Source organism: Streptococcus infantis (assembly GCF_015546995.1).
GTDB lineage: Bacteria > Bacillota > Bacilli > Lactobacillales > Streptococcaceae > Streptococcus > Streptococcus infantis_J.
Genome location: NZ_JADMUH010000017.1, coordinates 20909 through 40232, shown reverse-complemented (window position 1 = coordinate 40232; position 19324 = coordinate 20909). Strand labels below are relative to the sequence as shown.

Here is a 19324-nt window from a genome sequence, read left to right as displayed (position 1 = left end):
AATCCGGCAAATATTTTATATTTTTATGTCAGAAGATATAACATAGAAAAAAGTGAGGTGCTCTGTTGAGAAACAGAAACTCTTTCCTTTTTATGGTAAAATAGAAGGATAGAAAATGTGTATGAGGCTATTATGATAAATCGAATTACAGACAACAAATTTAAACTGGTATCCAAATACCAACCGTCTGGGGATCAACCGCAGGCCATCGAGCAGTTAGTGGATAACATTGAGGGTGGAGAAAAGGCCCAAATTCTGATGGGAGCGACTGGTACGGGGAAGACCTATACCATGAGCCAGGTCATTGCCCAAGTCAATAAACCAACTCTGGTCATTGCCCACAATAAAACTCTTGCAGGGCAACTATATGGTGAGTTTAAGGAATTTTTCCCTGAAAATGCTGTTGAGTACTTCGTATCTTACTATGATTATTACCAGCCAGAAGCCTATGTTCCGTCTAGCGATACCTACATTGAGAAGGACAGCTCTGTTAATGATGAGATTGATAAACTTCGTCACTCAGCAACATCAGCACTCTTGGAGCGTAATGATGTTATCATTGTTGCATCTGTTTCTTGTATCTATGGATTGGGTTCCCCTAAAGAATACGCTGATAGTGTGGTAAGTCTGCGTCCGGGTCTTGAGATTTCTCGCGATAAACTGCTCAATGATTTGGTTGACATTCAGTTTGAACGCAATGACATTGATTTTCAGCGTGGAAGATTCCGTGTCCGTGGGGATGTGGTGGAAATTTTCCCAGCCTCTCGTGATGAGCATGCCTTTCGTATTGAGTTCTTCGGGGACGAAATTGACCGTATCCGTGAAGTCGAAGCTCTAACTGGTCAAGTTCTGGGCGAAGTGGATCATTTGGCGATTTTTCCAGCGACTCACTTTGTGACCAATGATGACCACATGGAAGTAGCTATTGCTAAGATTGAGGCTGAGTTGGAGGAGCAGTTAGCTATCTTTGAGAAGGAAGGTAAACTGCTAGAAGCTCAACGCTTGAAACAGCGTACAGAGTATGATATCGAGATGCTTCGTGAGATGGGCTATACAAACGGCGTTGAAAACTATTCACGCCACATGGATGGACGGAGCGAAGGAGAGCCTCCTTATACTCTTCTGGACTTCTTCCCAGATGATTTCCTGATTATGATTGATGAGAGCCACATGACCATGGGGCAAATCAAGGGCATGTATAATGGAGACCGTTCGCGTAAGGAAATGTTGGTGAATTATGGTTTCCGTTTGCCATCTGCCTTGGATAATCGTCCCCTTCGTCGTGAAGAGTTTGAAAGCCATGTTCACCAGATCGTCTATGTTTCAGCGACACCTGGTGATTATGAACACGAGCAGACTGATACTGTTATTGAACAAATCATTCGTCCGACTGGTCTTTTGGATCCAGAAGTGGAAGTGCGCCCAACTATGGGACAAATTGATGATCTTTTGGGTGAAATCAATGCCCGTGTTGAAAAGAACGAACGGACCTTTATTACAACCTTGACCAAGAAAATGGCTGAAGACTTAACCGATTACTTCAAAGAAATGGGAATCAAGGTCAAATACATGCACTCAGATATCAAGACTCTGGAGCGAACAGAGATTATCCGTGACCTGCGTTTAGGAGTCTTTGATGTCTTGGTAGGGATTAACCTCCTTCGTGAAGGGATTGACGTTCCAGAGGTAAGTCTAGTTGCAATTCTCGATGCCGACAAGGAAGGTTTCCTTCGTAATGAGCGTGGACTCATTCAGACCATCGGTCGTGCTGCCCGTAATAGTGAGGGGCATGTCATCATGTATGCTGATACTATGACTCAGTCTATGCAAAAAGCCATCGATGAAACGGCTCGCCGTCGTAAAATCCAGATGGCTTATAATGAAGAACACGGTATTATTCCACAAACGATTAAGAAAGAAATCCGTGACCTGATCACTGTAACCAAGGTAATTGCTAAGGAAGATGACAAGGAAGCCGATATCAATAGCCTTAACAAACAAGAACGCAAGGAACTTGTTAAGAAACTGGAAAAACAAATGCAAGAAGCCGTCGAAGTGCTTGACTTTGAACTCGCAGCACAGATCCGCGATATGATGTTGGAAGTCAAGGCCTTGGATTAGGTAGGGTAAAGCGAATGAAAATTATCATTAAAACAATGGAAACTCCTGGAGAGATAGAAGGGAAGTCCCTCGTTCATTGGCAGACGTGGAGAGAGGCTTATGATGACCTTTTACCCGCGGAATTTCAGGAGACGATGACATTAGAAAGATGTCGATTCTTTAGTCAAAAGTATCCAGATAATACCTTGATTGCGATGGATGGAAAGCAGGTCGTTGGATTTATCAGCTATGGAAATTTTCGTGATAAGGCCATTCAAGCTGGTGAAATCATAGCCTTATATGTTTTAAAAGATTACTATGGAAAAGGTGTGAGTGAACAGTTAATGCATGCTGCATTTGTTGCTCTCGATCATTTTTCTGAAATTTATTTATGGGTATTGAAAGATAATAAGCGAGCCATTGCTTTCTATCAAAAAATGGGTTTTACTGTTGATGGCCCAGAAAAAATACTTGAACTTGGAAAACCTGTTAAGGAATTGCGGATGGTGTGTTCTTCAAATAAAAATTCCTAAGGGACGTATCTATCCATCTTTGAACCATTATTAATTAATCTAGTAAAAAATAAAAGAGATAGAATGAACCAAAGAAATGAAGGAGAAGACGAATGAAAATTCTAGTCATCAATGGACACCCTGATAAGGAAAGTTACTGTCAGGCTATTTTTCAAACCATTGTAGAAAATATTGATTCAAAGCACCATGAAGTTGAAGTCATCAACCTTAATGAAGAGAACTTTGATCCTGTTTTACGTTATGGCTATCGAAAACGTATGGAAGAAGATTCTTTTATCCTTCGTTCCCAAGAATTAATACAGTGGGCAGATCATTTCATATTTGTTTATCCCATCTGGTGGAGTAGTATGCCGAGCCTTATGAAGGGCTGGATTGACCGGGTCTTTACTCCAGGGATTGCTTACTCTGCTAATGATCAGGGGAGTTTTATCTGGAATTACCTTAGAGGCAAGCAGTTTAAAAAGTTATTAAAAGGGAAAACAGCCAGTATTTACGCAACCTCCATGGCACCCACTTGGTGGTACAAAATCTTTTCGGGTCCTATCAACATTCCAGATAGCTATGGCATCTCTGTTTTGAAAAATGCGGTCTTGAATCACTGTGGAATTAAAACTAAGCGCGTGTGCGTACTAGGTGAAGTTGGACGGGATGTGAATACCGCTAGTATGCGGGAAAAGCATCTCAAAAAGGTCGCAGCAGAAGTGAAGAAACTATCATAAAACAAGATAATAAAATAGAGAAAACATCAAAAAACACTATAAGCCAAATCAAAAAATAAGCTGGCTGGATAAAGTAAAATTGTGGTTGCTACAGCATTCAAAAATAGCTTTTCTATTAGATAGTAGTATATTTTTCTTATCAGCTTTTGGGATAATCTATTTGTTGCTTGGGACAACTCTTCTTCCAAAACCCTATCAAAACTTTAATTATGTCTTTCCACTTTTTATGAATCTAGTATTCTTAGTGAATATACTTTATCAGGGTATTTTTAGAGATAATTTCGATGGAATGACTAGACTCCAAGATTTTACAAATCCATTCTTGTACCTAAATGGAGTAGGTTTGTTGTTTCACTCATTTTTCGGAATAATGGGTCGAAATAGAAAGTCTATTCCTCCCTTGCTAACCTTAGATCACCGTTACATCTGGTTTCCAATCGTTACTTATATAACCTTCTTCTTAGTGCCTGCTTTGATTATTTTAATTTCCAAGCATATTGAAAAGAAAAAAAGAAAATAAGAAAATAAGGAAAATCCACTCAAATGAAAAAGAATAAAAGATATTCAAATACAAAAAAGAATTTATCAAGGAGAGAAAGTTTTCAGCTCTGGCTAGATTCTCATAAATTTTTAGGATTCTTCTTGATCCTCGGTCTTATCCTAGCAATAGGACTAAGTTTGAATCTAATTTTTGAAAGTCTTCCTATTCCTTCGCCATACAGAGATATCAACTATAGTTTTCCAATATATATAAATCTTTTTTGTCTGGTCTATCGATTATTTGACTATTGGTTCCTAGACTTGACTAGGACAAGAATGACGATAAAAAGATATGCAGATTTATTTATCTATCTTAATAGTATCGGTTTAATAGTTCATCTCTTTATTGGGATTGGTGGGAAAAATAGTAAAGGGATTTTACCTTCTCTCTTATCTCTAGATCACCGCTACATCTGGTTTCCAATTCTTACTTATATAACCTTCTTCTTAGTGGCTACTTTGATCATTTTAATTTCCAAATATATTAAAAAGAAAAGGAGTTAATCATGCTAAAACATCTAACTATATTTAGGATTCTTTACCTTATGTTTCTTGTATTTGTCCTGATTCATTTTATCTTAGGCTTGTTCGGTTTTGCTTTTACACCTATTGTGTGGAACATCTGGTTATTTAGTCTTTGCCTTACTTTATTTATTCATCCATGGACTATCTTCTATAAAACTAGAATCTTTCAATGGCATCATCTGATTTTTCAGGCTCTCAGTGGCTTTTTCGCTCTTTTAATCTGGTTTATGATCTTTTTCATTTTATCCACGGTTCCAGATTCATCTATGCCTATCAATTTAGACTACTATGTGATTAGGGAAAAAAATGAAATCAGAATCAACAGAGGATTCTTACTCCATGAAATTCATGAATATCATGACTGGATTAATCCTTTGATTATGAAATCTAAAGTTAAGTACATGATAGAAAATTAAAGATTAGAAAGTGAATCCTATGTCACGAGCACAATTAACGATTTTAACAAATATTTGTCTGATTGAAGATCTTGAAAAGAAGCGCGTTGTTATGCAGTATCGATCACCCGAAAGCAACCATTGGTCTGGCTATGCCTTTCCAGGAGGCCATGTCGAAGACGGAGAGGCTTTTACAGAGTCAGTTATTCGTGAAATATACGAGGAAACAGGTCTGACGATTCAAAATCCTCAACTTGTCGGCATTAAAAATTGGCCGTTAGATACAGGTGAGCGTTATATTGTCTTTTGTTATAAGGCGACTGAGTTTACTGGTACTCTACAATCATCTGAAGAAGGAGAAGTGTCCTGGATAGAAAAAGACCAGATTCCAAATTTGGATCTGGCCTATGATATGTTACCTTTGATGGAGATGATGGAAGCTCCAGACAAGTCTGAATTTTTCTACCGTCACCGTACAGAGGATGGGTGGGAAAAGAGAACCTTCTAATCTTTTACTAAATAACCAAGCTGGTCCAAGGCCTTCTCGATATAGAGGAGGTCTTGTTCGTTTTCAGCTTCGACTAGGTGATAATGGACGCCATCTGTTAATTCAGATAGGGGGCGAAAATCAGACGTCTTAACCTGGTTTAAAAAGTGCTCCACATCGCGTCTACAACTTAGTTTGAGGAGGGTTTCGATTTCCCCGTAGACAGGATGGTCAATAAGGATATTTTGAACCCGTCCTCCGTTATCAACGATAGCAAGTAATTCTTGTTCCATATCTTCCTCTTTATGTTTGACCTTAAAGAGTTTATGAACAAAAGAATTGGCTTTGTTTTCTTTATAGATATAGCCACGATTGGTTGATAGGATAGGAGCACCATCTGCACGAAGCACAGCTATATCCTGAACAATAATCTGGCGAGTGACATGAAAATGTTCTGCTAAGCTTTGTCCGTTTAGAGGTTTTTGAGCTTCTTTTAAGAGTTGTAAAAGGATTTCTTTTCTATTTTTTGTCATAGTCTCTTTCTTAATGGCGTTTTTTTAGTGCTTTATAAACAGCTAATGCTAAGTAATAGTCTATCATACTATGAACAATAGTTCCAAAACCAACCAATACAAAAAGAACATAGAACATATTTTTTAGGTCTGTTCCTGTACTAGCATAGAAGATAATACAAGCAAAGACTTCGGCAATAGCGTGTACTAAACCAAGTACAAAGTTAAAAATCAAAGAAGATTTTGGATTATCTAAGGTTTGAGGATGTTTTTGCAGATAGAAAGCGCCCAAGGTGCCGAAAAAGATATGGGAGAAAGCTCGAAGTACAATGACAATTGGATAACCAGCCATGAGGAATCCCAGGCTAGAAGCTATAATGACAAAGATTGCCATCCAAGGAGAAAGGAACATAGCGATAAAGATTGCAACGTGGCTTCCTAGAGTGTAAGAAGCGGGTGGAATAACAATCTTGAAGGGCATCACCAAGGGAATAAAAATAGCGATAGCGGTTAGCAATGCGGTTAAAGTCATGAATTGGGTTTTCTTTTGTATATTCATAATAACTCCTTTTTTGTGTATATACAGTTGTATAGTACACTAAATAATATTATCCGTCAAGAGAGAAATTGAATTTTGTTGGAAAAATAGGTAAAATAAATTAGAGTAAAGTATCTTAGAAAGAGGAGAGAGTCAAGATGATAGATATTCTCTATCCGATTTTTATCATTCATTATATATCTAAGCAGAAAAAAACAGAATTCAAAGTATCAAAATTTACCACATTTTCAGCCTATAGTTTCTTAATGATTTCGATAATAAGAATCGCATTTGGTTCCTTAGCTCTGATTGTTTTCTCGATACCCATATTCGGTTTCCTCTATTTCAGTATCATAGGGCTCATTCTTTATCACATTAGCATTATTTATGGCATAATCCTACTTTTCTTGTCATTAACTTTTTTCTTAGACAGTCAAAAATCTAATCAGGATATCCAAATAACGGAAAATACTCCATTTATATTACATGTGTTAATGTTAGTCTTTCATGCGCTCTTAATCTATAATACCTTGGTACCAATCTTTTCCATTTACTGAGAAAATATTTAAATATTCTTCTCTAAGTGGCAGTAGAATTGAGAAAAAACTCAATTTTTTTTAAAAAATACTTGCTTTGATAGAATTCTTGTGATATACTTATAAACGGTTTGAAAAAACTGCCTAAGACAGTAGGGGAGCAAGACTCATAAATATCCTACCGAGGACAAAACGTATCATGTAAAAAGAAGCGTATTGTACTTTCGTGTCTAGGTTTGGGCGCGTTTTTCTTTTGGAAAAATTCCCCAAGCAAAATAATTACGGAGGTGAACACACTAATGAGTGAAGCAATTATTGCTAAGAAAGCGGAACTAGTTGACGTAGTAGCTGAGAAAATGAAAGCTGCTGCATCAATCGTCGTTGTAGACGCTCGTGGTTTGACAGTTGAACAAGATACAGTTCTTCGTCGTGAGCTTCGTGGAAGCGAAGTTGAGTATAAAGTTATTAAAAACTCAATCTTACGTCGTGCGGCTGAACAAGCTGGACTTGAAGATCTTGCATCTGTTTTTGTTGGACCATCTGCAGTAGCATTTTCTAACGAAGATGTTATCGCACCAGCGAAAATCTTGAACGACTTTGCTAAAAACGCTGAAGCACTTGAAATCAAAGGTGGTGCAATCGAAGGCGCTGTCGCATCAAAAGAAGAGATTCTTGCTCTTGCAACTCTTCCAAACCGCGAAGGACTTCTTTCTATGCTCCTTTCTGTACTTCAAGCGCCAGTGCGCAACGTTGCTCTTGCAGTCAAAGCGGTTGCAGACAACAAAGAAGACGCAGCTTAATTATAAGCTACGCAGCGTAGCCTAGCTACAAAAAAATAACAAAATTAAATTTAAACTTATTTGGAGGAAATAACAATGGCATTGAACATTGAAAACATTATTGCTGAAATTAAAGAAGCTTCAATCCTTGAATTGAACGACCTTGTAAAAGCTATCGAAGAAGAATTTGGTGTAACTGCAGCTGCTCCTGTAGCTGTTGCTGCAGCTGGTGCTGCTGACGCTGGTGCTGCTAAAGACTCATTTGACGTTGAATTGACAGCTGCTGGTGACAAAAAAGTTGGCGTTATCAAAGCTGTACGTGAAATCACTGGTCTTGGACTTAAAGAAGCTAAAGAACTTGTTGATGGTGCACCAGGTGTCATCAAAGAAGGCGTTCCAACTGCAGAAGCTGAAGAAATCAAAGCTAAATTGGAAGAAGCTGGAGCTTCAGTTACTCTTAAATAATAGAGCGACTACATTTGTAGCTTAAAAACATGATTAAACCGCTATTCTTAGGAGTAGCGGTTTTTCTTTTTGTTCAAAAAGGGCAAAAAAGGGGCAGTTAAATTAATTTGGCTAAGAAATATATAGGACTAGTGATAAAATAATTTTACTTTTTCATTCCTTTTTGTTATAATAGACGTCAAGAAAGAATATCTTATCGGTAAATTCTAAGCGAGCCTGAGATAGTGAGAGTCAGGTGATTGAGAGATAAGTGTGGCGCTTTTGGTATTTTAATAAAGATAATGAAGTAATAAATTAGGGTGGAACCGCGTTTTTGACGCCCCTAGGTCACTTGACTTAGGAGCAAAGACACGGTTTTTTTGTTTACTGAGTTGAGCGCATAAAAAATATAAAGGAGTAAAATATGTCCAATAAACTAACCTTTCAAGAAATAATTTTGACTTTGCAACAATACTGGAATGATCAGGGTTGTATGCTTATGCAGGCTTATGATAACGAAAAAGGTGCGGGGACCATGAGTCCTTATACTTTCCTTCGTGCCATTGGGCCTGAACCATGGAATGCGGCTTATGTAGAGCCATCTCGTCGTCCAGCTGATGGTCGTTACGGAGAAAACCCAAATCGTCTCTACCAACACCACCAATTCCAAGTGGTTATGAAGCCATCTCCATCAAATATCCAAGAGCTCTACCTTGAGTCATTGGAAAAATTGGGTATCAACCCATTGGAACACGATATTCGTTTCGTTGAAGACAACTGGGAAAACCCATCAACTGGTTCAGCTGGTCTTGGATGGGAAGTGTGGCTTGATGGTATGGAAATCACTCAGTTCACTTACTTCCAACAAGTCGGTGGTTTAGCAACAGGTCCTGTTACTGCTGAGGTCACTTACGGTTTGGAACGCTTAGCTTCTTATATCCAAGAAGTAGACTCAGTTTACGATATTGAGTGGGCTCCAGGTGTTAAATATGGAGAAATTTTCCTTCAACCAGAATATGAGCATTCAAAATACAGCTTTGAAGTTTCTGACCAAGATATGCTTCTTGAAAACTTTGAAAAGTTTGAAAAAGAAGCTGGACGTGCTTTGGAATTGGGTCTTGTACACCCAGCCTATGACTACGTTTTGAAATGCTCACATACCTTTAACTTGCTTGATGCTCGTGGAGCGGTATCCGTTACAGAACGTGCCGGTTACATTGCCCGCATCCGTAACTTGGCCCGTGTAGTAGCTAAAACTTTCGTTGCAGAACGTAAGAAACTCGGTTACCCACTGCTAGATGAAGCCACACGCGCTAAACTCCTAGCAGAAGAGGAAGAATAGACAAAATTACAGGAATAAATGACTGAAAGTCGACCGTAGGTCGCTAAATAAAACAAGACCGCTGTAGTGAAAGTCGGATAAGAAGTTTCTTATCCGATTGGGGAACTGATGAGACTTAAGGCTTGGCAGTTAGCAATGAAACCGAAGGTTTGCTTGCATCCCCCACTACTAAAGGTCTTGTTGAAGAAAATTAATTGATTGTGTAAAGGAAAAAACATGACAAAAAACTTATTAGTAGAACTAGGACTCGAAGAGTTACCAGCCTACGTTGTCACACCAAGTGAAAAACAACTGGGTGAAAAAATGGCAGCCTTCTTGGATGACAACCGCCTTTCATATGAAGGGATTCAAACATTTTCAACTCCACGTCGTTTGGCTGTTCGTGTACTTGGTTTAGCAGACCAACAAACAGATTTGACTGAAGATTTTAAAGGACCTTCTAAGAAAATTGCTTTGGATCCGGAAGGAAACTTTTCTAAAGCAGCACAAGGGTTTGTCCGTGGAAAAGGCTTGACTGTAGATGACATTGAATTCCGTGAAATCAAAGGTGAAGAATACGTCTATGTAACTAAGCATGAAGCTGGAAAACCAGCGGAAGAAGTTCTGAATGGAATTCCAGAAGTCTTGGCTAGCTTAAGTTTCCCTGTTAGCATGCGTTGGGCAAACAATACCTTTGAATACATCCGTCCAGTCCACACTTTGACAGTGCTTTTGGATGATGAAGCTCTTGAACTAGATTTTTTAGATATTCATTCAGACAGAGTCAGCCGAGGACATCGCTTCCTTGGACATGAAGTTGAAATTCGTCATGCTGATAGTTACGAAGAAGACTTACGCAAAGTCTATGTCATTGCTGATAGCATTGAACGTGAAAATATGATTCGTGAACAAATCAAGGAAATTGAAGCAGAACAAGGCGTTCAAGTACAGATTGATGAAGGACTCTTGAATGAAGTCTTGAATCTGGTCGAATATCCAACCGCTTTTATTGGTAATTTTGATCCTAAGTACTTAGAAGTTCCAGAAGAAGTTTTGGTTACTTCAATGGAAACTCATCAACGCTACTTTGTTGTCCGTGATCTTGATGGAAACCTAAGACCAAACTTCATTTCAGTTCGTAACGGAAATGCTGAACACTTGGAAAATGTTGTTCGAGGAAATGAGAAAGTCTTGGTTGCTCGTCTCGAAGATGGTGAATTCTTCTGGCGTGAAGATCAAAAGCTGAAGATTGAAGATTTAGTTGCTAAACTTTCACACGTAACCTTCCATGAAAAAATTGGTTCACTGCGTGAACACATGATTCGTACAGGGCAAATTGCTATCCTGCTAGCAGAGAAGGCTGGTCTTTCAGTCGATGAAGTAGTTGATCTTGCTCGTGCTGCAGCCATTTATAAATTTGACCTCTTAACTGGTATGGTTGGGGAGTTTGATGAATTGCAAGGAATCATGGGTGAGAAGTACGCGCTTCTTGCAGGTGAAAATGCTGCAGTGGCGCAAGCTATTCGTGAGCACTATCTTCCAGATTCAGCTGAGGGAGCTCTTCCTGAATCTAAAGTTGGAGCTATTCTTGCACTAGCTGATAAATTAGATACTCTCTTATCTTTCTTCTCTGTTGGTTTGATTCCATCTGGTTCAAACGATCCTTATGCCCTCCGTCGTGCAACACAAGGGATTGTTCGTATCTTAGAAGAATTTGGTTGGAATATTCCAATGGACGAGTTGATTGCAAGTCTTTATGCCTTATCGTTTGATAGTTTAACCTACGATAACCAAGAAGAAGTACTGAACTTCATCAAAGCTCGTGTTGATAAGATGATGGGTTCTACTGCAAAAGATATTAAAGAGGCTGTTCTAGCAAGTTCAAACTTTGTTGTCTCTGATATGATTGAAGCAGCAGAAGCTCTTTCAGAAGCTGCAAAAACTGAAGATTACAAATCATCAGTTGAGTCTCTATCTCGTGCCTTTAACCTAGCAGAAAAGGCAGAAGGTTCCGTTAAAGTTGATGCCAGTCTCTTTGAAAATGAACAAGAAAAGGAACTAGCTCAAGCGATAGAAAGTCTTGAATTGAAAGGTTCGGCTAGCGATAAATTAGCTCAACTATTTGCTCTTAGTCCAATTATTGATGCATTCTTTGATAATACCATGGTTATGGCGGAGGATATTGATGTTAAGAATAATCGTTTGGCTATTCTAGCTGAACTTGTTAATAAAGCAAAAACAGTGGCTGCTTTTAACCTTCTTAATACAAAATAGTAATTAAAAAGTAGATTGGAGATCCAAATATGAAACCAGAAAAAATCGCTCGTATTAATGAACTTGCTAAAAAGAAAAAAACAGAAGGCTTGACTGCGGAAGAAAAAGTAGAACAAGCCAAACTTCGTGAGGAATATATCGAAGGCTATCGTCGTTCAGTACGTCACCACGTTGAAGGAATCAAAATCGTCGATGAAGATGGTAATGATGTGACTCCTGAAAAACTTCGTCAAGTACAACGCGAAAAAGGTTTACACGGCCGTAGTCTTGATGATCCAAATTCATAAGTTGAATAAATTAAATACTCGGTTAGCCTATGCTAACCGAGTATTTGTTTTAAAAAAAGGAACCAAGAGAGGTTCCTTTAGTATTAGATTTTAGTTACTTGCCCCAGAAGTAGCATCCGCATCTCCATGGCCTCCGTCAGCTGAGTCAGATGCACCAGAAGTAGCATCAGCATCACCATGTCCTCCAGCAGGAGCAAATGGGCCGCTACCTCCTACCAAACGTTGACCGGTTTCTTTCAAGTACCAATCAAGCCATGGTTGGAAGTTAAAGACAATTTCATTGATACCAGCATATGATCCATCAGGATAGTACATAGCTTGGTAGTTGTGAGTATTGATAACACCTGCAGGTGAACCAGGAACAATTGTACGTACGTATTCTTGGTTGCCATTGCGAAGTGTTCCGATAACCCACTCTACATTTTTCATACGTGCTGGAGGGAGTGAATCATGAAGAGTAGACATACGACCGCCTGATTGGGAAGGAACTCGCTTCGCAAACATTGTTTCTGGATCTTGATGAGCGTTGTTGTAGTAGAGGAATTGATTGTTATCGTCAGCATATGTCAATTCAAAAGGCATAGCTTTCAAGAACATATCAATTTGGTTAACAGTCAAGATACCATGGTCAAGTTTAACATATGTATCACCGGAAACAGCACCTGTAATTTCTGCAACTTTTTCTACCCATTCTGGATCATCAGGGTCAACCTCTGTAATCGTTGTAGCGATTGGTTTTCCACAATCCAAGTCTTCTGGTTCAATTGGTTTTGGTTTTTTCAATTTAGAAACGACTCCTACGTATTTGACAAAGTTATCTAAGCAAGTTTCAAGGAATTTAACAGTTCCTTCGTTGATAATATCTCCATTCGCATCAAAAGCTTCTTTAGCTTTTCCAAGGAGGAATTCATTACCAGGTAATGTGTAGGCATTAACGCCTGGTGCATCAAGAATCTTACGAAGGTGAACTTGAGCACGTGAAGTTCCTTGGTCATAGTATGAAGCACCCACAATCATGACTGGTTTGTTTTCAAATGGATGTACTTCGTATGAAAGCCATTCAAGTACAGACTTAAGTGAAGCTGAAATAGTGTGGTTATGCTCAGGAGTTGCAATAATGACACCATCAGCACGAGTAATTTTATTGTAAAGAAGGCGCAACTGGAAGCTATCGTCCCATTTTTCATCTTGGTTAAACATTGGAACTTCATCAATTTCCAAAACTTCTAGTTCAAATTTAATTTTAAACTGACGGCGGATGAATTCCAAGAGTTTGCGGTTATATGATTGATCGTAGTTTGATCCAACAAGTCCAACAAATTTCATTCTATTTTGTCTCCTATCTTACAAATTTTCCCAGTCAAATTCTTCTGCATCTTTACGAAGAAGCTCTTGTGCGTTACGCAATTTTTCAGTAACTTTAACAAAGATACGGAAGTCATCAAAGATGGCATCCAATTTATTAATGACATCAAGATCTACCAAGTCACCGTTCTTATCAAATGCTTGAAGAGAGTGAGAAAGTAAGAATTCATCTGGGAGAACATTTGCTTTGATTTCAGGAGCATTAAGAATTTGACGAAGTTGCAATTGAGCACGTGATGAACCGAGTGTACCATATGAAGCACCTGTAATCATGACAGGTTTGTTCAAAAGCGGGAATACACCATATGAAATCCAAGCAAGAGCGCTCATAAGAACAGCTGGGATTGAGTGGTCGTATTCTGGAGTACCGATAATAACTCCATCAGCGGCTTCGATTTTAGCAGCGATTTCCGTAGCTTCAGCTGGGATTTGTTTGTCAGCTGGTTTGTTAAATACAGGTAGATCTTTAATTTCTACCAATTCGATTTCTGCTTTATCAGCAAAGTGTTTCTGCATATATTGAAGCAGTTGGCGGTTTGTGGAACGTTTTGAGTTAGTTCCTACAATAGCAATAAGTTTAAGCATGGGCTTTCCTTTCTCTTTTTGCATTATTAATTATTTATCTTGGATACCAGATGAACAAGCTAAGCGTCCATCTTTGTCAATGAGGATGGCTTCGATACCATCAATATTTTCGACTTGCCACATAATAGACGCGCTACGTTCGCCAAATAATCGTGTGGTCCATATCTCACCGTCAACAGAGCGGTCAGATATAATGGTTAAACTAGCTAAATCCGTTTCAATAGGATAGCCTGTTTCACTATCGAAAATGTGGTGATAATCCTTGCCATTGATTTCAAGATGCCGTTCATAAATCCCAGATGTAACCACTGATTTTCCAGTAATGGATAAGGTCATCAGGTGATTACCACGTGGATTACTTGGATCTTGAATGCCGATTTGCCACGGACGTCCATCTTTTGATTGGTTGTTTCCAATTGTGAGGATGTTTCCTCCAAGATTGATAAGAGCAGAAGTGACGCCGTTTTCTTTTAAGAAAGCTGCAACCTTATCTGCACTGTACCCCTTTGCTAAACACCCTAAGTCAATTTTCATTCCCTTTTTTTCTAGGAAAACTGTAGAATTGACTGAATCGAGTTTAATAAAATGAGGGTCTATTAGTGGTAAGACTGAAGCAATTTCTTCAGGGCTTGCAACCTTTGCATCGGAAAAACCGATACGCCAGGTTTGAACCAAAGGCCCTATACTAATATTGAGATGACTTTTAGGAGCTAGACTGTGTTCTAGACCTAATGAAATCAGCTCAAACAAATCAGGGTGGACTTTAACTGGGGCAATACCTGCCTGATAGTTAATTTCCATTAATTCAGATTCAGTACTGTTAGCATTGAAGCGGAATTCAAGTTCCTTTAGCAAATCAAAAGCTTGACGGAGAAGATTATCGGCTTGTTCATGTACTAAGGAAATAGTAATCGTAGTTCCCATTAATCGCTCAGATGATGAACTAAGAGGCAAAGAATCAACTCCCTTCATATCACTCGGAAATAGCTACAAATCTTGAATGAATAAGAAATTTAAAATTTATAATTTATTTCCATATAAATAGAATATCATAAAGTCAGCGTTTTCACAAATCATTTTTTACAAAAAGTCAAGAAATATGCTTAAAAAATTAAAAACACCTCCAAATCAATGAGGACCCTTTGAAAACAAATTAATATATCTTTCAAAAACTTTCTTAAATAGCATCAAACTAGTCAAAAGTCTTGAAAACGTTCACAGATAATGGTATACTTGAAAGGTAAATAAAAAAATAAAGGTAGGATTTATCTTATGAGTAAAATCGTAGTTGTGGGTGCTAACCACGCTGGAACTGCATGTATCAACACTATGTTGGATAATTTTGGAAACGAAAACGAAATCGTTGTATTTGACCAAAACTCAAACATTTCATTCCTTGGATGCGGAATGGCACTTTGGATCGGTGAACAAATTGACGGACCTGAAGGTTTGTTCTACTCTGACAAAGAAAAATTGGAAGCAAAAGGTGCTAAAGTTTATATGAACTCACCAGTTCTTTCAATCGACTACGACAACAAAGTTGTTACTGCAGAAGTTGACGGTAAAGAACACAAAGAATCTTATGATAAATTGATCTTCGCTACTGGTTCAACTCCAATCTTGCCACCAATCGAAGGTGTTGAAATTGTTAAAGGTAACCGTGAGTTCAAAGCAACTCTTGAAAACGTACAATTCGTTAAATTGTACCAAAATGCTGAAGAAGTTATCAACAAACTTGCTGATAAGAGCAAACACCTTGAGCGCATCGCTGTTGTAGGTGGTGGTTATATCGGTGTTGAGCTTGCAGAAGCTTTTGAACGTCTTGGAAAAGAAGTTGTCCTTGTTGATATCGTTGACACTGTATTGAACGGATACTATGACAAAGACTTCACACAAATGATGGCTAAAAACTTGGAAGACCACAACATCCGTTTGGCACTTGGTCAAACAGTTAAAGCTATCGAGGGCGAAGGAAAAGTTGAACGCTTGATCACTGATAAAGAAACATTTGATGTGGATATGGTTGTTCTTGCAGTTGGTTTCCGTCCAAACACAGCTCTTGCTGACGGTAAGATCGAACTCTTCCGTAACGGTGCTTTCCTTGTAGACAAGAAACAAGAAACTTCAATCCCAGGTGTATACGCTGTTGGTGACTGTGCGACTGTTTATGACAACGCTCGTAAAGACACTAGCTACATTGCCCTTGCATCAAACGCTGTTCGTACTGGTATTGTAGGTGCTTACAATGCATGTGGACATGAGCTTGAAGGAATTGGTGTTCAAGGATCAAACGGTATCTCAATCTATGGTCTTCACATGGTTTCAACTGGTTTGACACTTGAAAAAGCTAAAGCAGCTGGTTACAATGCTACTGAAACTGGATTTAACGACCTTCAAAAACCAGAATTCATGAAACATGACAACCATGAAGTAGCTATCAAGATTGTCTTTGATAAAGACAGCCGTGAAATCCTTGGTGCTCAAATGGTATCTCGTGATTCTGCAATCTCTATGGCTATCCACATGTTCTCACTTGCTATCCAAGAACATGTAACAATCGACAAGTTGGCATTGACTGACCTATTCTTCTTGCCACACTTCAACAAACCATACAACTACATCACAATGGCTGCTCTTACAGCTGAAAAATAATTGATAATATGACAATAAAAAAAGTAACTTCAATAATTGAAGTTACTTTTTTTATTTTTAGGTTAAGAAACCTCGTCTCTTGCTGGGAAAGTAAACCCTTCTCCAAGGATTTCGTGAGCTTCCGTGATAGTGATAAAGGCCATCGGATCAACTGTATGAATCATTTCTTTCATCTTGACAATTTCATTTCTTGCGACAATACAGTAAATAATCTTTAAGTCCTTTTTGCTATAGTAGCCTTGTCCTGAGATAAAGGTAACACCACGACCGAGTTCTTCGTTAATTTTATCGGCTAATTCCATCGGTTTTTGAGTGATAATCATAAATCCTTTTCCAGCATATCCACCCTCACCGATTAAGTCAATAACTCTTGAAACGATGAAGTCAAATAAGAGAGTATAGGTTACAAGACGTAGGTCTTGGAAGATGATTAAAATCAACATTAGAATCAGAAAATCAAGTCCAAAAAGCAATTTTCCAACAGAGATATTGGTGTATTTATTAAGGATACGAGCGACGATATCAGTACCACCAGTTGTTCCACCCGCATTGAAAATAACACCAAGTCCAACACCTAGGAGGACACCAGCTACTAAAGCAACCACAACGAGATCTCCTTCAAGGTTAAACTGAAGAGGAATCTTCTCAAAGATAGCTAACCAGACGGAGACAGCGATGGTTCCAAGTAGACTGGAATATAGTGATCTTAGTCCAAATATTTTCCAAGCTAGTAAGAAGAGAGGGATATTAATCAAGATATTCATCAGCGAAATAGGGATGTTAAAGAGGTAATAGGTAATCAAGGTTATCCCTGTTGCTCCACCTTCGAACAAGTGATGTGGAACAACAAAATAGGTAAGTCCGAAGGCGAAAATAGCAGCTCCGAAAATAATAGTTACAGTTGATTTAATATGCCGAAGCATAGAGCTCCCTCCTATATTTATTTGTGCAAAAGTAAAGTAGTGAGAGTTTGACTACAAAAGTTTTATTACAATTTCATGGATTCAATTTTCTCAGAATCAGGTGTGACACGTAAGGTCTTTTGTCCTGTATAGGTGACAAATCCAGGTTTTCCACCAGTTGGTTTATTAAGCTTTTTAACCTCAATCATATCCACTTGAACGAGATTAGAAAGACGTCCTTTCGAATAGTAGGCTGCGAGTTCTGCAGCATCCGTCTTGACTTCGTCAGAAGGATTCAGGTTTCCTGAGATGACCACGTGGCTTCCTGGGATATCCTTAGCATGGAACCAAAGTTCCTCTTTGCGTGCAATCTTAAAGGTTAATTCCTCGTTTTGAAGATTGTTTCGTCCAACGAGAATAATGGTTTTCCCATCGCTAGCCAAATATTTCTCTGGTTTTTTACGCTTTTGAATTTTTTCGCGTTGGCGTCTTCTAATAAAACCAGTTTGAATTAATTCTTCACGAATTTCAGCAATTTCATCTAGCCCAGCTTGGTTGAGGACTGTTTCGACGCTTTCCAGATAGAGAATAGTAGCCTTGGTTTCTTCAATTAGATCAGTCAGGTATTTGACAGCCTCTTTTAACTTCTGATAACGTTTGAAGTATTTTTGAGCATTTTGATTTGGTGTTAAAGCCTTATCAAGTGCGATTGTAATTGGCTGATTGGTGTAATAATTGTCTAAGACGACTTGGTCTTGGTCATTTGGAACTTGATGAAGGAAAGTCGTTAGCAACTCGCCTTTTTGACGAAATTCCTCAGCGTTTTCAGTAGCCTGAAGTTCTTTTTCTTGCTTCTTAAGCTTTTGACGATTTTTTTGTAGTTCATTTTCAACACGACGAATGAGTTCGCTAGCCTGTTGTTTGACACGATCACGTTCTGCCTTATCTTTGTAAAAAACATCAAGAAGTTGAGATAAGCTTGAAAAATGTCCTTCAATTTTAGTTGAAAAAGGGACACAAGAAAAAGACTTATCAGTTAAGCATGGGTTGGTTTCTTGCTTAAAAAACTCACGAAATTTAGAAAGCCTATCATCAGTTAATAAATTCTCTAATTCAATTGCTGTATCACGACCTAAACCTTGAAAGAGGCTTTGAAGGTTTTTAGCTGTCAATTCCTGTGTTTGTAGGATTTCAAAAAGTTTTCCATCCTTAATGGTAAAAGGATTGAGGGCCTCTGTACTTGGTGGGGCTATGTAAGTTGCACCAGGTAGGAGTGTACGGTAACTATTTTGAGAGAAACCAATGTGCTTGATAACCTCAAGAACTTTGTTGCTAGACTTATCTACGAGGAGGATATTACTATGTTTACCCATAATCTCAATGATGAGGGTGGCTTGAATATCGTCCCCAATCTCATTCTTATTAGAAACAGTGATTTCAACGATTCGATCGTTTTCAATCTGCTCGATAGACTCGATAACAGCACCCTGTAAATATTTCCTTAAAACCATGATAAAGGTAGAAGGTTGAGCAGGGTTTTCAAAGGTCGTTTCTGTCAACTGGATGCGTCCAAAAACAGGATGAGCAGAGAGGAGCAGACGATGACTTTGGCGATTGCTACGGATTTGTAAGACCAATTCTTGATCAAAGGGTTGATTAATTTTTTGAATGCGACCATTTAGTAGTTCAGCTCGCAATTCTTCAACCATGTGGTTTAAAAAAAATCCATCAAATGACATGGTTCTCTCCTTATGAATGTATTCCATAGTATTATATCAAAAAGCTAGAATAAAATCATAGAAATATGGTATAATAAAGCCAAGTAAAGAG

The 19324-nt window shown here is 38.4% G+C and carries 19 protein-coding genes and 1 other annotated feature; of the genes, 12 read left to right on the top strand and 7 right to left on the bottom strand.

Annotated features, from left to right (window positions below; translation table 11 throughout):
* Positions 1-132: 132 nt before the first annotated feature.
* The 6 genes from uvrB (at position 133) to I1J71_RS06685 (ending at position 5320) form a co-directional block, all read left to right on the top strand.
* Positions 133-2121, top strand: a complete 1989-nt coding sequence (gene uvrB, locus I1J71_RS06705; protein ID WP_195184188.1) for an excinuclease ABC subunit UvrB — start codon at positions 133-135, stop codon at positions 2119-2121.
* 14 nt (positions 2122-2135) lie between these two features.
* Positions 2136-2633 (top strand): GNAT family N-acetyltransferase, encoded by a 498-nt coding sequence (locus I1J71_RS06700; protein WP_195184187.1) that lies wholly within the window; start codon positions 2136-2138, stop codon positions 2631-2633.
* Positions 2634-2725: 92 nt separating this feature from the next.
* Positions 2726-3352, top strand: a complete 627-nt coding sequence (locus I1J71_RS06695; RefSeq protein ID WP_178895132.1) for an NAD(P)H-dependent oxidoreductase — start codon at positions 2726-2728, stop codon at positions 3350-3352.
* Between the two features lie 543 nt (positions 3353-3895).
* On the top strand, positions 3896-4396 hold the full coding sequence (locus tag I1J71_RS08620; protein WP_229026667.1) for a hypothetical protein: 501 nt from the start codon (positions 3896-3898) through the stop codon (positions 4394-4396).
* 2 nt (positions 4397-4398) lie between these two features.
* Positions 4399-4833: a hypothetical protein gene (locus tag I1J71_RS08615; RefSeq protein ID WP_229026665.1), complete on the top strand. Its 435-nt coding sequence runs from the start codon at positions 4399-4401 to the stop codon at positions 4831-4833.
* 19 nt (positions 4834-4852) lie between these two features.
* Positions 4853-5320, top strand: coding sequence for an 8-oxo-dGTP diphosphatase (locus I1J71_RS06685; RefSeq protein WP_178895131.1), 468 nt, complete (start codon positions 4853-4855; stop codon positions 5318-5320).
* Here I1J71_RS06685 and I1J71_RS06680 read toward each other — a convergent pair.
* Both I1J71_RS06680 and I1J71_RS06675 read right to left on the bottom strand, forming a co-directional pair.
* Positions 5317-5832, bottom strand: coding sequence for a transcription repressor NadR (locus I1J71_RS06680; protein ID WP_195184186.1), 516 nt, complete (start codon positions 5830-5832; stop codon positions 5317-5319). The genes I1J71_RS06685 and I1J71_RS06680 overlap by 4 nt on opposite strands.
* A gap of 10 nt (positions 5833-5842) precedes the next feature.
* On the bottom strand, positions 5843-6370 hold the full coding sequence (locus I1J71_RS06675) for an ECF transporter S component (protein WP_195184185.1): 528 nt from the start codon (positions 6368-6370) through the stop codon (positions 5843-5845).
* 640 nt (positions 6371-7010) lie between these two features.
* Positions 7011-7146 (top strand) — a sequence feature (ribosomal protein L10 leader region).
* Between the two features lie 38 nt (positions 7147-7184).
* Here I1J71_RS06675 and rplJ point away from each other — a divergent pair.
* The 5 genes from rplJ (at position 7185) to I1J71_RS06650 (ending at position 11990) form a co-directional block, all read left to right on the top strand.
* A complete protein-coding gene (gene rplJ / locus I1J71_RS06670) occupies positions 7185-7685 on the top strand; it encodes a 50S ribosomal protein L10 (protein ID WP_045615818.1) in 501 nt (166 codons plus the stop codon).
* Positions 7686-7760: 75 nt separating this feature from the next.
* Complete coding sequence (gene rplL, locus I1J71_RS06665; RefSeq protein ID WP_001196962.1) at positions 7761-8129, top strand: 50S ribosomal protein L7/L12; 369 nt, start codon at positions 7761-7763, stop codon at positions 8127-8129.
* A 403-nt stretch (positions 8130-8532) separates the two neighbouring features.
* Positions 8533-9450 (top strand): glycine--tRNA ligase subunit alpha, encoded by a 918-nt coding sequence (gene glyQ, locus I1J71_RS06660; RefSeq protein WP_070678117.1) that lies wholly within the window; start codon positions 8533-8535, stop codon positions 9448-9450.
* 216 nt (positions 9451-9666) lie between these two features.
* Positions 9667-11703, top strand: coding sequence for a glycine--tRNA ligase subunit beta (glyS, locus tag I1J71_RS06655; protein WP_195184184.1), 2037 nt, complete (start codon positions 9667-9669; stop codon positions 11701-11703).
* 29 nt (positions 11704-11732) lie between these two features.
* The gene (locus tag I1J71_RS06650) at positions 11733-11990 is read left to right on the top strand and encodes a DUF896 family protein (RefSeq protein WP_195184183.1); all 258 of its coding nucleotides are present in this window, start codon (positions 11733-11735) and stop codon (positions 11988-11990) included.
* Between the two features lie 90 nt (positions 11991-12080).
* Here the strand turns inward: I1J71_RS06650 and I1J71_RS06645 are convergent, their stop codons facing one another.
* From I1J71_RS06645 to I1J71_RS06635, 3 genes are read right to left on the bottom strand one after another with little or no spacing between them, the layout of a single operon-like run.
* Positions 12081-13316, bottom strand: a complete 1236-nt coding sequence (locus tag I1J71_RS06645; protein WP_195184182.1) for an NAD(P)H-dependent oxidoreductase — start codon at positions 13314-13316, stop codon at positions 12081-12083.
* Between the two features lie 18 nt (positions 13317-13334).
* On the bottom strand, positions 13335-13940 hold the full coding sequence (locus I1J71_RS06640; protein WP_195184181.1) for an NADPH-dependent FMN reductase: 606 nt from the start codon (positions 13938-13940) through the stop codon (positions 13335-13337).
* Positions 13941-13970: 30 nt separating this feature from the next.
* Positions 13971-14894 (bottom strand): FAD:protein FMN transferase, encoded by a 924-nt coding sequence (locus tag I1J71_RS06635; RefSeq protein ID WP_195184189.1) that lies wholly within the window; start codon positions 14892-14894, stop codon positions 13971-13973.
* 318 nt (positions 14895-15212) lie between these two features.
* On the opposite strand from I1J71_RS06635, the gene nox reads away from it, so the two are divergent.
* On the top strand, positions 15213-16592 hold the full coding sequence (gene nox, locus I1J71_RS06630; protein ID WP_195184180.1) for a H2O-forming NADH oxidase: 1380 nt from the start codon (positions 15213-15215) through the stop codon (positions 16590-16592).
* A 62-nt stretch (positions 16593-16654) separates the two neighbouring features.
* Here the strand turns inward: nox and I1J71_RS06625 are convergent, their stop codons facing one another.
* Positions 16655-17515 (bottom strand): YitT family protein, encoded by an 861-nt coding sequence (locus tag I1J71_RS06625; RefSeq protein WP_178895121.1) that lies wholly within the window; start codon positions 17513-17515, stop codon positions 16655-16657.
* Positions 17516-17580: 65 nt separating this feature from the next.
* On the bottom strand, positions 17581-19233 hold the full coding sequence (locus tag I1J71_RS06620; protein ID WP_195184179.1) for an Rqc2 family fibronectin-binding protein: 1653 nt from the start codon (positions 19231-19233) through the stop codon (positions 17581-17583).
* Positions 19234-19324 lie beyond the last annotated feature (91 nt).

Coding starts and splice junctions, on each gene's coding strand:
- uvrB (WP_195184188.1), top strand. CDS start 133: ATGATAAATCGAATTACAGACAACAAATTTAAACTGGTATCCAAATAC.
- I1J71_RS06700 (WP_195184187.1), top strand. CDS start 2,136: ATGAAAATTATCATTAAAACAATGGAAACTCCTGGAGAGATAGAAGGG.
- I1J71_RS06695 (WP_178895132.1), top strand. CDS start 2,726: ATGAAAATTCTAGTCATCAATGGACACCCTGATAAGGAAAGTTACTGT.
- I1J71_RS08620 (WP_229026667.1), top strand. CDS start 3,896: ATGAAAAAGAATAAAAGATATTCAAATACAAAAAAGAATTTATCAAGG.
- I1J71_RS08615 (WP_229026665.1), top strand. CDS start 4,399: ATGCTAAAACATCTAACTATATTTAGGATTCTTTACCTTATGTTTCTT.
- I1J71_RS06685 (WP_178895131.1), top strand. CDS start 4,853: ATGTCACGAGCACAATTAACGATTTTAACAAATATTTGTCTGATTGAA.
- I1J71_RS06680 (WP_195184186.1), bottom strand. CDS start 5,832: ATGACAAAAAATAGAAAAGAAATCCTTTTACAACTCTTAAAAGAAGCT.
- I1J71_RS06675 (WP_195184185.1), bottom strand. CDS start 6,370: ATGAATATACAAAAGAAAACCCAATTCATGACTTTAACCGCATTGCTA.
- rplJ (WP_045615818.1), top strand. CDS start 7,185: ATGAGTGAAGCAATTATTGCTAAGAAAGCGGAACTAGTTGACGTAGTA.
- rplL (WP_001196962.1), top strand. CDS start 7,761: ATGGCATTGAACATTGAAAACATTATTGCTGAAATTAAAGAAGCTTCA.
- glyQ (WP_070678117.1), top strand. CDS start 8,533: ATGTCCAATAAACTAACCTTTCAAGAAATAATTTTGACTTTGCAACAA.
- glyS (WP_195184184.1), top strand. CDS start 9,667: ATGACAAAAAACTTATTAGTAGAACTAGGACTCGAAGAGTTACCAGCC.
- I1J71_RS06650 (WP_195184183.1), top strand. CDS start 11,733: ATGAAACCAGAAAAAATCGCTCGTATTAATGAACTTGCTAAAAAGAAA.
- I1J71_RS06645 (WP_195184182.1), bottom strand. CDS start 13,316: ATGAAATTTGTTGGACTTGTTGGATCAAACTACGATCAATCATATAAC.
- I1J71_RS06640 (WP_195184181.1), bottom strand. CDS start 13,940: ATGCTTAAACTTATTGCTATTGTAGGAACTAACTCAAAACGTTCCACA.
- nox (WP_195184180.1), top strand. CDS start 15,213: ATGAGTAAAATCGTAGTTGTGGGTGCTAACCACGCTGGAACTGCATGT.
- I1J71_RS06625 (WP_178895121.1), bottom strand. CDS start 17,515: ATGCTTCGGCATATTAAATCAACTGTAACTATTATTTTCGGAGCTGCT.
- I1J71_RS06620 (WP_195184179.1), bottom strand. CDS start 19,233: ATGTCATTTGATGGATTTTTTTTAAACCACATGGTTGAAGAATTGCGA.